This window comes from Salinibacter sp. (genome assembly GCF_036626415.1).
Taxonomy (GTDB): domain Bacteria; phylum Bacteroidota; class Rhodothermia; order Rhodothermales; family Salinibacteraceae; genus Salinibacter.
The window spans coordinates 12,845-27,217 of sequence record NZ_JAZKRW010000027.1; the positions used below are offsets into that span (position 1 = coordinate 12,845).

Sequence of the window (14,373 nt, forward strand, 5' to 3'; positions counted from 1 at the left end):
GTCCCCGTGCGGGCAGCGTCGGTGCAGCGGACGTTGCCGCTGGAGCATGCGCTTCGTTGTCTCTCTTTCTAGGCACGCGCCCTCTTCGCACACATGTTTGAGTGGATCAAAAACTTGTTTGGCGACCCGAATGAGCGGGAGCTCAACAAGCTCTGGCCCATCGTTGAGGAGATCAACGAGCACTACGAGGAGCTTCGAGACCTGACCGACGATGAGCTCCGCGCCAAGACCGACGCGTTCCGGGCGGAGATTCGGGAGGCCGTCGCCGACATCGAAACGCGGCAGGACGAGATCCGCGAGAAGCTGAAGCGGGCCCCGGGTCCGGAGGGGCCGGTCGGCGGGGACGGCCAGGTGGCCGAGCTGGAGGGCGAGCCCCTCTCGCTTGAGGAGCGCGATGCCCTCTACGACGAGTTCGACGCGCTCGAGGAGGAATGGCAGGACGTCGTCGAGGACACGCTGTGGGACCTGCTCCCTGAGGCGTTCGCCGTCGTCAAGGAGACCTGCCGCCGCATGCTCGGCGAAACGTGGACGGCCGGCGGGTCGAAGATCGAGTGGGACATGGTGCCCTACGACGTGCAGATCCTGGGCGCCATCGTGCTGCACCAGGGCCGCATCGCGGAGATGAAGACCGGCGAAGGAAAGACGCTGGCCGCCGTGATGCCGCTCTACCTCAACGCCCTCACGGGCCGGGGCTGCCAGCTCGTGACGGTCAACGACTACCTCGCCGAGCGCGACACCGAGTGGATGGGGCCCATCTACGAGTTCCACGGCCTCACGGTCGACTGTGTCAACCGCTACGACCCGCACACGCAGGGCCGCAAGGAGGCCTACGAGGCCGACATTACGTACGGCACCAACAACGAGATTGGCTTTGACTACCTGCGCGACAACTCGTTCGTCGTCCGGCCCGAGCAGCTGATGCAGCGGGGCCACCACTACGCCATTATCGACGAGATCGACTCGGTCCTGATCGACGAGGCCCGCACGCCGCTCATTATCAGCGGCCCGGTGCCCGACCAGGAGAACGACGAGTACAATGAGTTGCGCGACCCGGTGGAGCAGCTCGTGGAGGCGCAGCGCCGCCTCGTCCGGTCGCTCGTGAAAGAGACGCGCGAGCTGCTGGACGAGAAAGAACAGGCCGAGGAGGAGGACGACTCGCGGCGGGCCCAGGAGCTGGAAGACGAAGCGGGCCTTGCCCTCTTCCGCGCCTCCCGCGGATACCCCAAGAACCGGCAGCTCCAGAAGCTGCTCAACGAGCCGGGCATGGAGCGCCTGCGGCAGAAGACCGAAAACTTCTACCTGCAGGAGAACGCCAAGCGCATGCCGTTCGTCGACGAGGAGCTCTACTTCTCCGTGGACGAGAAGAAGCAGTCCGTGGAGATGACGGAGAAGGGACAGGAGTACATCGCGAAGATCATGGACCAGACGGCGGACCTGTTCGTCCTGCCCGTCATCGGCGAAGAAATTGCCGAGGTCGAGGACGAGCATGAGGAGAAGGTCGAACAGCTCGAGGAAGAGCTACAGGAACGGGACGACCTCTCGAAGGAAAAGCGCGAGAACAAGTACATGAACGACAAGCGGGAGCTGGAGAAGGAGCTCCAGGAGAAAAAGCGCGAGGTCTACAACACGTACTCGGAGCGGGCCGAGCGCGTCCACGCCATCGAGCAGCTCTTGAAGGCCTTCACCCTGTACGAGCGCGACACCGAGTACATCGTGCAGGAGGGCAAGGTGCAGATCGTCGACGAGCACACCGGGCGTGTTATGGAGGGGCGCCGCTACTCGGAAGGCCTCCACGAGGCCCTGGAGGCGAAGGAGGAGGTCGAGATTCAGAACGCCACGCAGACGTACGCCTCCATCACGCTCCAGAACTACTTCCGCATGTACGACAAGCTGTCCGGCATGACCGGGACGGCGGAGACGGAGGCGGAGGAGTTCAACGAGATCTACGACCTGGACGTGGTGGTCGTCCCCACCCACGAGCCGGTGCGGCGCGACGACAAGGACGACCTCGTCTTCCAGACGAAGCGTGAGAAATACAACGCCATCGTCGAACAGGTGAAGGAGTACAACAAGCGCGGCCAGCCGGTGCTCGTGGGCTCGGCCTCGGTGGAGGTGTCCGAGACGATCAGCCGCACGCTGAAGCGGGAAGGCATTCCCCACAACGTCCTCAACGCCAAGCAGGACCGGGCCAAGGAGGAGGCCCAGATCGTCGCGGAGGCCGGGCAGAAGGGCTCCGTCACGATCGCGACGAACATGGCGGGACGGGGGACCGACATTCAGATCACCGACGAGGTGCGTGAGCTCGGCGGGCTCGCCATCCTCGGCTCCGAGCGTCACGAGAGCCGCCGCATCGACCTGCAGCTTCGGGGCCGTGCGGGGCGCCAGGGCGATCCGGGCGAGAGCCAGTTCTACGTCTCCCTCGAGGACGAGCTGATGCGCCTCTTCGGCTCGGACCGCGTGGCGAAGGTGATGGACAGCATGGGCATCGAGGAGGGCGAGGTCATCACACACCCCTGGATCAACAAAAGCATCAAGCGGGCGCAGTCGAAGGTGGAGCAGAACAACTTCGCCATCCGGAAGCGCCAGCTGGAGTACGACGACGTCCTCAACTCGCAGCGGGAGGTCATCTACAAGCGCCGCCGCGAGGCCCTCACCGGCGAGCGGTTCCACGGCCAGGTGCTCAACATGCTCTACGAGTACGTCCAGGCCCTCGTGGAGCGCCACTACGGGCAGGGCAACATTGCGGGCCTGCGAGAAGACCTGCTCCGCACCCTCGCCTTCGACCTGGAGATGGACCGCGAGGAATTTGTGCAGCTCGGCGAAGATGGGGTCGTGGAGCACGTCTACGACGTGGCGACCGACTACTACCAGCAGAAGCGCGCGAACATTGCCCAGCCGTTCTACCAGACGCTGCGCGACCTGAAGAACGAGCGCGGGGACGACATGATCGACCAGGTGTTCGTCGACTTTACCGACGGGCAGGACGCGATCCGCGCCGTGGCGGACGTGGAGGAGGCCCTCGAAACGAACGGGCAGGAGATCAACGAGGCGCTGGAGCGGACCGCCATGCTCCAGACGATCGACGAGAAGTGGACCGACCACCTCCGCGAGCTCGACGAACTCAAGGAGGGCATCGGCCTCCGCTCGTTCGGGCGGAAGGACCCGGTCGTGGAGTACAAGATGGAGGCATTCGACCTCTTCTCTGAGATGATGGCCGAGATTGGCCAAGAGGTCGTCTCCCTCGTCTTCCGCGCCGGGCCGGTGGTCGACGACGAGGTACAGACGGAGGGCCAGGGCCCGCGCCGGCGCCTCAGTCAGCGCAACGCCCAGACCCAGCACGACTCTGCCCAGCCCGACTACAGCATCGATACCGACGGAGAGGGCGGCGGCCAGGAGGGCGAGGCGGCCGAGCGCGACCCCACCGTCGAGGAAAAGCAGCCCGTCACCGTGGCCGACGAGCCGGGCCGCAACGAGTACGTCACCGTCCGCAACAACGCCAACGGCGAGACCACGGAGATGAAGTGGAAGTACGCCAAGAAGAAGATCAACCAGGGCGGCTGGTCCCTCGTCTCCTGAGGCCACTTTCGAGTGTCGATTTCCGACTGTCGAATGATGGGGGCCTCCTCGTTCGACACTCGCACCTCGCAATCCGTCACTGCCTATGTTGCAGTCGTTGTCCGTCCGGGACTACGCCCTGATCGAAGAGCTGGAGATGGAGTTTGGGAGCGGGCTAAACATCATCACCGGCGCAACTGGGGCCGGCAAGTCGATCTTGATCGGGGCGCTGCGGATGATTCTGGGCGAGCGGGCAAACACCGACGTGGTGCGGGAGGGCACCTCGAAGGCGGTCGTAGAGGGCATCTTCGACGACGCGGACACCGCGCGCATCCGAGCCGTCCTCGAGAAGAACGAGATCCCCACCGGTCCCCTCCCCCGCGTCATCCTGCGCCGCCGCATCACGGACCGGGGCAGCCGTGGCTTTGTGAACGACACCCCCGCCACGCTCGACGTGATGCGCGCCGTGGCCGGCGAGCTGATCGACCTGCACGGGCAGCACGAGCATCAGAGCCTGCTCCATACCGAGACCCACCTCCGCCTCCTCGACAGCTTCGGCGGCCTCGGCGGGCTCGTCGAAAGCTACCAGGCGAAGCGCGAGCAGGTGGCCGAGCTCGTGGAGGAGCGCGAGGCGCTGGCCGCCCGCGAGCGGGAGCTGCGGCAGCAGAAGGAGCTCTACGAGTTTCAGATCGAGGAGATTGACGCCGTCGATCCGCAGCCGGGCGAAGAGGAGGAGCTGCGGGCCGAGCAGCGCGTCCTCGAAAACGCCGAGCACCTCTACGCCTCGACCAAAGAGCTGTACGAGCGCCTCTTCGAGAGCGAGGAGGCGCTCCACGACCAGCTCGTCGTCTCGCGCAACGACCTGCAGGACCTCGCCCGCATCGACGACGCGTTTGAGGACCACGTCGACGAAATCGAGTCGGCCCGCATCATGGTCAGCGAGCTGGCCAACTTCCTCCAGGACTACAACGCCCACGTCGAGTTCGACCCGGAGCGCCTGCAGGAGATTCGGGAGCGCACCACCGAGATCGAGAAGCTGAAGCGCAAGTACGGCGGCACCCTAGAGGCCGTCCTGGAACATCGGCGCGAGATCGGGGAGAAGTACGAGCTGGCCCAGGACTTTGAGGGCAACCTGGAGCGCCTCGATGCTCAGATTGAGGACGCGAAGGCCGACCTGACCGACGTCGCACAACGTCTCTCTCAGAAGCGCCGCGAGGTGGCCACCCGCATCGAGGACGCCATCCTCGACGAGCTCGGCACGCTCGGCATGCCCAACAGCCAGTTCGAGGTCCGATTCACACGCAAAGAAGAGCCCGACGGCTGGATTCAGCCCGACGACGCGGACGCCAACTACCGGGCGTTCCGCAAGGGGGTAGACCAGGTCGAGTTCTTCATCTCCACCAATGTGGGCGTCTCCCCCATGCCCCTTGCGGAGGTGGCCTCCGGGGGCGAGATCAGCCGCATCATGCTCGCGCTCAAGACGATCCTCGCCAAGAGCGAGCGGCTGCCCATCCTCGTGTTCGACGAGATCGACGTGGGCATCTCCGGCAACATGGCCCGCCGCGTCGGCGAGAGCATGCACGACCTGGCCCGCTACCACCAGATCATCACGATCACGCACCTTCCCCAGATTGCCGCGCTCGGCGACCGCCACTACAAGGTCCAAAAAATCGTGGAGGACGGCACCACGAAAACCACGATCCACCGGCTCGACGAAGACGAACAGGCCACACAGGTCGCCTCTCTCATCAGCGGCGAAGACATCACCGACGCCGCCCTCGAAAGCGCCCGACAGTTGATGGCGGCCGGCGAGCGGGAGGAGTAGGATGTCCGGGAAGCGCACGGACACCGGGGTGGGCACATGCCCCTCTGGCCCTCCGGGCCGGGGGGGCCGCTACGGAGTGTGTGCTTGGGACTCGTCCGCGTGTGGGCCGTGCTCCGCCGCCACCGTCTCCAGTGCCCGCCGGATGCAGGCCATGCCCTCGTCCACCTCGTCCTCCGTGATCGTGAGGGGCGTGCGAAAGCGGATGGACCGGTCGCCGCAGCCGAGGATGATGGCCCCCTCCTCGTAGGTTTGCTGGGCCACGTGGTCGCGGTACTCGGTGCTCGGCAGCGTGAAGGCCGTCATGAGGCCCTCGCCCCGCACGTTGGACACGGCCGAGAACTGCTCTGCCAGCTCGTGCAGCCGGTGCTGCAGGTGCGCCCCCACCCGCCCTGCGTGGTCCACGAGCTGCTCCTCCTCCATGATTTCGAGGATGCGGTCGAAGCGCACCATGTCCACGATGTTGCCGCCCCACGTGGAGTTGATGCGACTGGGCGTCTCGAAGACGTGGTCGTCCACCTCGTCGAGCTTCCGCCCGGCCAGAATGCCGCAGACCTGCGACTTCTTGCCGAACGCCATGATGTCGGGCCTCACCCCGAGGGCCTGGTGCGCCCAGAACTCGCCCGTGATGCCGACGCCGCTCTGCACCTCGTCGAACACGAGCAGGGCGTCGTTCTCGTGGGCCAGGGCCTTCAGCTCCCGCAGGAACGTGGGGCGGAAGTGGTTGTCGCCCCCTTCGCCCTGGATGGGCTCCAGGATGACCGCCGCAATCTGGTCTTCGCGCTCGTGGAAGTGGCGCTTGGCCTGTCGGAGCGCTCGCTCTTCGTGGGCCCGCACGCGCTCCTGCTCGTCGGCGTCGAGCGGGAAGTGGACCTTCGGGTTCGTGATGCGCGGCCAGTCGAACTTCGGGAAGAACATCGTCTTCCGCGGGTCGGCCGTGTTCGTGAGCGACATGGTGTAGCCGGTGCGCCCGTGGAAGGCCTGGTCCAGGTGCAGCACCTGGTGGCCCACCTCGCGGCGGTAGCCCTTCTGGTGGTTCTTGCGCACCTTCCAGTCGAAGGCCGTCTTCAGCGCATTCTCCACGGCCAGGGCCCCGCCGGAGATAAAGAACGTGTACGGCAGGTAGTCCGGAATGCCCACCCGATCGAAGGTGTCCACGAACCGCGCCATGTGCCCGGTCATGACGTCGGAGTTGGTCACCTTGTTGAGGGCCGCGTCCACCAGCCGCTCCATGAAGGCCTCGTCGCCACTCATCTTCGGGTGGTTCATCCCGAGGGGGTTTGAGGCGTAGAAGCCGAACAGGTCAATCAGTGAGCGGCCGCTTTTCTCGTCGTGCAGCCGAACGCCCTGGCTCGCCTCCATGTCGAGCACCATGGGCATCATGCCCTTCGTCAGCATGTGCCGGGACAGAAGCTCTTTGACCTCCGCGGGACGGATCGAGTTGGGGGAAACCGCTTCCATGGGCGAGTGGACTAGTGGAGAATGCCAAACGGAATGTAGAAATTCGCCAGCCCCGCGGACGTTTCCCTCCGACGGAAACTGTCACTCCCTCGTGTAAACCACCTCCCCTCCCACGACGGTGTAGTCGACCGTCGTCTCCCGAATGCGCCCCGGCGGCCCCTCCAGCATGTTGTCGGAGAGCACCGCCACGTCGGCCAGCTTTCCGGGCGTGAGCGTGCCCTTCACGTCCTCCTCGAAGGCCATGCGGGCGTTGTTGAAGGTGTACGACTTGAGGGCCCGGCGACGAGAGAGGGCCTCGTCGGGGGTAAACGTGGTGTCGGTGCCGGGCACCTGCCGGGTCACCGTGCAGTGGAGGCTGGCGAGGGGATCGATCTTTTCGACGGGGACGTCGGTGCCATTGCCCACTACGACCCCCTCTTCCCACAGTGTGCGCCACACGTAGGCCCCCTGCTCCACCCGTCCCGCCCCGAGGCGCTGGTAGTTGTACGGGGCGTCGGAGCAGGCGTGGATGGCCTGCATCGAGGCAATCACCCCGAGGTCGGCGAAGCGCGGGATGTCGTCCGGGTGCAGGTGCTGCGCGTGCTCGATGCGCCAGCGAAGCGACTCGCTGTCGACATTCGGATCAGCAAACAGATCGGCGAACAGGTCGAGGCTTTCCCGATTGGCCCGGTCGCCGATCGCGTGGATGGCAAGCTGGTAGTCTTCCTCCAGCGCAATCTCCGCAATCTCCAGGATGCGGTCCATCGAGGTCACGTTGATGCCCGTGTCGTTCGGGGCGTCGTCGTAGGGCTTGAGCATCCACGCACTGCGGGAGCCGAGGGCCCCATCCACCGTCACCTCGCCGATGGAGCGGACCGTGAGGTGTTGATCTGCGGCCCCCACTGTGCGGATCTCTGCGAGGCGCTCCTGGGTCTCGGGCGTCACCTCGCTCTGCGACACCATCGCGTACATGCGAATGCCGAGTTCATCGTTTTCGGCCATCGTGCGGTACAGCTCGATGGTTTCGAACGACGCCCCCTGGTCCTGGAAGCTTGTGACGCCGTTCGCGAGCGCCTCCTCGGCGGCGAGCCGGACCTGCTCGCGGCGCCGCTCGCGACGCTGCTCAGGACTCAGGTCGCTCCGCGACGCCTCGATCGCCTCCTGCACCAGTCCCTCAGCGGTTTCCAGCAGAATGCCAGTGGCCCGCCCCTGTGCATCCCGCACGATGGTGCCGCCGTCCGGATCGGCCGTGTTCGGCCCAATGCCGGCCGCCTCCAAGGCCGCCTCGTTGGCGATGGCGGCGTGGCCGCTGGCATGGGTCAGGTACACCGGCGTCTCCGGCGCTACCTGATTGAGCCGCTCATTCGTCTGAAAGCCGCGCACCATACGCTCCGGCGTCGCGTCCCACTTCTCCTGGTGCCACCCCCGTCCCTGCACCCACGCCCCATCGGCCGACGCGGTGGCGGCGGAATCAACCCGAGCCACGATCTGGTCCCACGACGCGGTGCCCAGCAGGTCGATCTGCAGTTGCGCCTCCCCCATGCCCATGTAGTGGCCGTGCCCCTCGATAAGGCCGGGGACGGCGAGGCGCCCGTCGAGGTCGACGACGCGCGTGCCGCTTCCCGTGTAGGCCTCGATCTCCTCGGCGCTGCCGACGGCCAGGAGGGTGTCCCCCGCGGCGGCCAGGGCCTCGACGCGGCCGTGATCGTCGTCGAGCGTGGCAACGGTTCCGTTCGTCAAGACGAGGTCGGCCGTGGGGCTCGATGAGCAGCCGGCCAGTAGGGCAGCAAGGGCAAGTACGACGGTGCGAGGACCCATAGAGGAAACGAGGTTGCAGGCGATAAGAGGATGGAATCTCGAACCGGCTCGGGAACCGACGCCCACAGTCTCACGAATCAGGGGCTCTTTATCAAGAGGAGTAACGGGCCGTGGACATCCCCCCGCATCTTGACGACAGTCATCGGCTCCACGCGGCTGCAAACGGAGAACCCCGGAGTTTCAAGAGGGCGAAGTCCGCTTCGCAGACCGTCTCTCTGCCCGAATCGTCCGTGACGGATGGAGTCCGTCTACCGGACATGGGTAGAATTGAACGCACGAAATTGATTGCCTCCAAAATGAATCCCAGGAAGCCCATTGCAGAGTAGTAATCGAGTATCTTGATTGTATACTTGGACGAGTTCAGAAATGCTCGCGTCAATTCCTCATAACGCCATGTCGTTTCCTCCAGAGGATTGGACCCAATGGTTCATCGTCCTCGCCGGGATTTCTATCGGCTTTGCCCTGTGGATTTCCCTGTTTACGGCGGGCATTTTGGTCGACTCAGAGCCCTACCGCCGCGTTATCAGTTCGCAGGGGGTGGAAGAGATGAGCACAGCTGCCTCGGCGGGCCAGGCCACTGCCTCCTCCGATACGCTGTCTGCCACCCCCCAGTCCGGCTCCCCCACTGGCCCCCCCGAAGCGGCAGAGCCCACAGGGACCACGACGGCGGATTCCCCTCCGACAGATTCGGTCCTGTGGGCGTTCATCGTAGCGCTTCTCTGCTTCACGCCGTCGAACCTCGCTTTTCTCTGCTGTCTCGCCGGCGTGTTGGGGGCCATGGGACGACGCGTCGTGCTCTCAACCCAGCGAGGCCAGGGCAACCGCGATCGCACCTACCCCCTACTCTCCGCCCTTCTGCGGAGCTTTTTCGTCTACCTGACCGTGATTTCCGGCCTCTTGGTGCTCTTGGAAAATCCGATTCTTGGCACCGCGTCCCCCGGACAGTACATTCGGTTTGCGGGCCTGCTCTCGCTCATCGGCTTCTTCGTGAGCTACGACCCCACGATGTTTGTGGCGCTGCTCGATCGGGTTCGCGACCGGATGCAGGAGAATACCGAAGGGGATCTTTCGGTGAACACTTCTGAGGACGCACCGGAGAAGAACGAGTAGCGATGTTGATCGGCCACGTAGCGGAGATCGGCCGGAGCATGAGGCTCACTGGCACCTTCTGTTGCAATGGCTTGCATTGGCCCGATGCGCCGGGGGCCGCCGATTATCCCATTCTGGAAGCCCTTATCTGTCAGATTTTGGCGAAGATGCCGAGAACGGTTCTTTTCTAGAAGGACGTGGTCGTCGCCCCGATCGGGTCCCCGCAGTCCCTCTTGGCCTGCGCGCCCGAATGGAAAGAATCGACAGGCAGCGTCCCTCAGGACGATCATGCCACGATCGCCTCCTCCGCGAACTTCTGCAGGGCCTTCGGGGCAAACGCAGCGAGGAGGAAGCCGAACGTAATGTAGATTCCCATCGTCCCGACGCTGGGGTCAGCGAGAGTGAATCCCCCAAACCCGACTACACACAGGAGCGCGACAGCACTCATGATCCGCATAGAGGACCTGTGGCCGGGCCGTTCTTCGAGAAGCCTTTCTCTCGCTCTGGCGCCTCAGGCTCAGGGCATCCGGATCCCACGTCAGGCTCACTGTCGGATGTCGAATCCGGCGCTTTCCCATGACGGGTTTGGACTACAAAAACAGGGCCTGTCCTCGTTGCCACCGGACCCTTCCACTGATGTCGGGTCGCCGAGCCGCAGAACTCTGTTGGCGTGTCACACCGGACGTACTTGAAGGTATTCGGCGATATACGGAAGGGTGACGGTAAAGGCCACGGCCTCACCGCCCCCCGAGGTCCCCGTTCCCCGAGGTCCCCGTTCCCCACGGCGCCGTGCTGCTTCCAGTGGCGACCCTACAGTAGAGACGATCCGCTATTGAGGCTCTTCGCCGATGCTCAGAGCGACCTGCCTCGGAATTTCGAGGTCGCACCGCAGACACACAGATTGAGGATCGACAGATCAGTAGGCGACTCAAAGCCGAGAACGACGTGTTCGTGTCTACGCTCAATACACGATTAGTTCGTCGGATTCGGGTTCCGGAATGAGAAGCGGCTCGCCGATCTGGAGGTTTCGCGGATCGACATCGTTGAGCCCTTCGAGCTCGGCCGGATCGACGCCATACCGGTTTCCAAGCTCCCAGAGCGTATCCCCTTCCTCGATGACGTGGATTCTCGCTCCGCCAACCTCTCGGTACTCGATTTCCTCTGGTTCTTCGTCGCCACTACTCTTTTCATCCTGTTGGCTCTCGCGTGTCGCCGATAGCTCATCGGCGATGACCTCTCGGACAGCCAATCGTACCTGCTCTCTGAGCTCGGGGAGCATCGGTTCCACCAGGAAGTAGCCCATGTCCAGGTTGCGCTGCCGGAGTTGGCGATAGAGCTCCGAATTGTTGTTCCGGAGCTCGCGGCTGGCATTCGACGCTCGCTGGAGGACGCCCAGCATGATGGTTCCCGTGACGGGGATGCCGATGCCGGTCGCCCCCGCGCCAGCCGATACGCCAACTTTCCGTGCCAGGCTCTTGTACGCAGCCGTCGCCGCGACTTTCACTGCGATCCGTTTGAGGATGCCCTTGATTATCGTCGATCCGAGCACTCGTCCAGCGATGTGCGTGACGGCCTTCTCGCCCGCCGCCGCAGCGCCACGTTCGATCATCGTCCGCTGCTCGCGCGTGAGTTCCTCAGCGATTGTGTCGTCGATGTCGTTCTGGACAGTGAACTTGATAATATTGTACAGCGGCCCGTCGACCTTCGCACCAGCCGACACTAGGTCTTTGAACAGTGCCCAAGCCCGCTCGTTTTCGCTACCGATTTCTGACGTCCGGTCGAATCCCGTGAGGCCCCATGACTCAACGGCTCGCTGACCGCCGCGCCCGACATCCTCCACTACCGACCATGCCGTCCCGAGGATCGATTCAAATGTCGATCCGTCGCTCTCCTCGTCCGTCTGTCGGTAAATCTGGGACTCTTCAAACGAGCTGTGTCGCGTGACGTGTGTCAATTCGTGGGCCAGAAGCTCTCGTCCCCAGCGCGTCTGCGGTTGGTAGTTTCCGTTCGCGAAGACGACATCCGTCCCGACCGTGAACGCTTTAGCGTTGAGCGACCGCGCCACCCGGTCGGCCTCTCCGCCTGTGTGGATCCGCACATCACTGAGATCCTCTCCCATCCGGCTTTCGAAAAACGGCCGCATGTCCATTCCCGAGTCTGGATCCGGCATTCGCATCACCGCGTCAGCGACCCGCTCAGCCTCTCGCTCAGACCTGTCGTCCGGCTCGCTCACTGTCAGCTTCGGCTGAATCCCAACACCGTCCTGTATATTCCGATCACTGGCGCCGAGGGTGACGGCTGGGGCGGCCGTACGTAGCAGTCCCTGACTCCGCGTGAACGAGAAGGTCGACGACGAAGCGTCGTCGCGTTCGTCTGAGCCCTTCTTCGAGAACGGCGAGAATGACGATTCTTGAGATTCTGCGCGAGCGTAAGCCATGATAATTCGGGGTAATGGCAGAATTTATTCGCTGAAAAGTCAGTGCGATGGCCGTCTGCATCAGGAGACCACCCCCTGAACAAACTGCTGGGCCCCGGAGCTCGGCCCCTCGTTCTCTTCAATGGTGAGGGGACAGACAGCGCCGTCCTTCTGATACTCCTCGCGGACGGCGGCGACAACGTGCTCATCGCGCACCGCGACCTCATCCGGTGCCCGACGCATCCGGTTGTCGGCATCTCCTTCACCAGACGCGTCACACCCGGTGGCCTCGTCGAGTGCCAGGAGGGTCGCCTGTTGCGCCGCGTTGCGGATTTGACCACCGTTCAGGGCACACACCCGCGCCACCCGCCGGAGCGTCGCCTCGGAAACGGTGTGGTCTTCGGGCAGGTGGATCGACCAGATGGCGAGGCGCTCCTCCGCCGAGGGCGGCGCGAAGTCGATCACCCGGTCCATGCGGCGCTGGAAGGCCGGGTCGATGTTGCCGGCCAGGTTGGAGGTTACGAGCAGGATGCCCGCGTAGTGCTCCAGCCGCTGCAGCAGGTAGTCGGTCTCGACGTTGGCATAGCGGTCGTTCGCCGTCGACACCTCGGTGCGCGTGCCGAGCAGCGCGTCGCCCTCGTCGAGCAGCAGGACGACATCCAGCTCCTCGGCGGTGCTGAGGAGGCGGTGCAGGTTCTTCTCCGTCTCGCCCACGTACTTGTTGATGACCGAGGCGAGGTCCACTCGGTAGAGGTCCATCCCAAGCTCGGCGGCGAGAATGCGGGCCGCAAGCGTCTTGCCTGTGCCGCTCGGTCCCGTAAACAGCGCGCGCACCCCCTTCGTCGTACTGCTGCCAAAGGCCGGGCCGAGATGGTCGAGCAGGCGCTCGCGGTGGTGACAGCGGCGCTTCAGGTCGTGCAGCTTCTCCTCCGTTCTCGGGTCGATGACGAGGCGGTCCCACGTGCCGTCCACCTCCAGCCGCTCGGCGAGGGTATCGAGCAGTTGCCGCCCGAGGGACCGGGTGGCGTGGCGCACGTCGCCCGGGGTCACCGTCTCACGCCCGTCGAGCGCGGCGTGACGGACGGCAGCGGCCCCGGCGCGGCGCAGGTAGCGGCCCGGCAGCTGAAACCCGTCGACGATGGCGTCGAGGTCGTCCACCTCGGCGCCCTCGAAGGCGGCCCGCCAGTGGCGGCGCCGCTCGTCCGCGGAGAGCGTGCCGAGCGAGAGCGTGACGGCGGTGTCGAGGGCATCGCCGGTGAGGCCGCCGGTCGGGCTGAGCGCGACGCCCACGGGCCCGTCGTAGCCGGGAATGGGCGGCAGCGGGCGCGACTCGCCCGGCGCGAGGTCGACCTCCAGCACCGGCATCATCCGCGCCCCCACGCAGAACGGCCCGAGCCCGCCTGGCACCGCGGCGGAGGCGTCCGGCGCGTCGGTCTCCCCGAGGCCCTCCACCCGCACGACGCCCCGCTCCAGGGTGCGAGCCACGGCGTCGAGGGCGGCGAGGCGGTCGCTGCCCGTCGTCCCACGCACCACGGCGAATCGGGTGTCGTCGCTCCGGAGGAGCCGGGGCACCCGGCACAACTGCTTGCGCGAGTCCGCCGGGAGAATCGCGTCGTCGAACGTCGGCAGTTCATCGACCGGCCGCACCTGGGTCCGCTGCTCGGCGCTGTCGAGCGTCGACGGAACGGTCCCCCGAGCCGCGTCCCAGACCAGGCCCGGAATCCGAAGCGTCCACTCCGCGCGGGGCCGGCTGCGGTCGATGACCTCCACGAGGTGGTGTTCGACAAGCGGCCGGCAGGTCCCCCATCCGTCGGCCCCCGCATCGAGACGCTGCACAATGCGGCCCAGGAGCTCCACGGTGGGGCGGCGGCGCTGCACCGGCGCCTGGAGGTGGGCGAACAGGGTGCCGAACCGCGAATCCTCCTCGATCAGCCCCGTTAGCATAAACGCCCGCCGCTGCGGCGGCGACAGCCCGAAGCTCGTCGACAGGGCGCGCAGGGGCAGGGGGCCCTCCGCCTCCCCTTCCCAGCGCCGGAGTTCCCGCCCCCACCACGCCCCGCCCTCGTCCCACGTCAGGTCCTCGGGCATGAAGCGCAGGTCCTCGGCGAGGTACCGGCCGAGAAACGGATAGTCTTCGACTAGATCGTCCGTTTCCGCCCCGCCCTGCTCCTGGAGGGTGCGCACGAAGGCGAGCACGGCGTAGACCGCCGCGTGGAAGTGCAGTGCGAAATGG

General features: G+C 65.2%; 7 protein-coding genes. 3 read left to right on the forward strand and 4 right to left on the reverse strand.

All coding sequences use genetic code 11. From position 1 onward, the window contains the following. Window positions 1-93 precede the first annotated feature (93 nt). Together secA and recN are read left to right on the forward strand one after the other, a co-directional pair. Window positions 94-3,576, forward strand: a complete 3,483-nt coding sequence (gene secA / locus V5A20_RS04965) for a preprotein translocase subunit SecA (protein ID WP_332315522.1) — start codon at window positions 94-96, stop codon at window positions 3,574-3,576. A gap of 85 nt (window positions 3,577-3,661) precedes the next feature. Continuing rightward, window positions 3,662-5,380: a DNA repair protein RecN gene (recN, locus tag V5A20_RS04970; protein ID WP_332315521.1), complete on the forward strand. Its 1,719-nt coding sequence runs from the start codon at window positions 3,662-3,664 to the stop codon at window positions 5,378-5,380. Between the two features lie 69 nt (window positions 5,381-5,449). Here the strand turns inward: recN and lat are convergent, their stop codons facing one another. Beyond that, the gene (gene lat, locus V5A20_RS04975; protein ID WP_332315520.1) at window positions 5,450-6,838 is read right to left on the reverse strand and encodes an L-lysine 6-transaminase; all 1,389 of its coding nucleotides are present in this window, start codon (window positions 6,836-6,838) and stop codon (window positions 5,450-5,452) included. 81 nt (window positions 6,839-6,919) lie between these two features. Next, the gene (locus V5A20_RS04980) at window positions 6,920-8,635 is read right to left on the reverse strand and encodes an amidohydrolase (RefSeq protein WP_332315519.1); all 1,716 of its coding nucleotides are present in this window, start codon (window positions 8,633-8,635) and stop codon (window positions 6,920-6,922) included. A gap of 393 nt (window positions 8,636-9,028) precedes the next feature. Here V5A20_RS04980 and V5A20_RS04985 point away from each other — a divergent pair, with 393 nt between their 5' ends. Continuing rightward, window positions 9,029-9,745, forward strand: coding sequence for a hypothetical protein (locus V5A20_RS04985; protein ID WP_332315518.1), 717 nt, complete (start codon window positions 9,029-9,031; stop codon window positions 9,743-9,745). 940 nt (window positions 9,746-10,685) lie between these two features. Here V5A20_RS04985 and V5A20_RS04990 read toward each other — a convergent pair. Beyond that, window positions 10,686-12,161, reverse strand: a complete 1,476-nt coding sequence (locus V5A20_RS04990; protein WP_332326834.1) for an eCIS core domain-containing protein — start codon at window positions 12,159-12,161, stop codon at window positions 10,686-10,688. 60 nt (window positions 12,162-12,221) lie between these two features. Continuing rightward, a partial coding sequence (locus tag V5A20_RS04995; protein ID WP_332326835.1) for an ATP-binding protein occupies window positions 12,222-14,373 on the reverse strand: 2,152 nt, incomplete at its 5' end.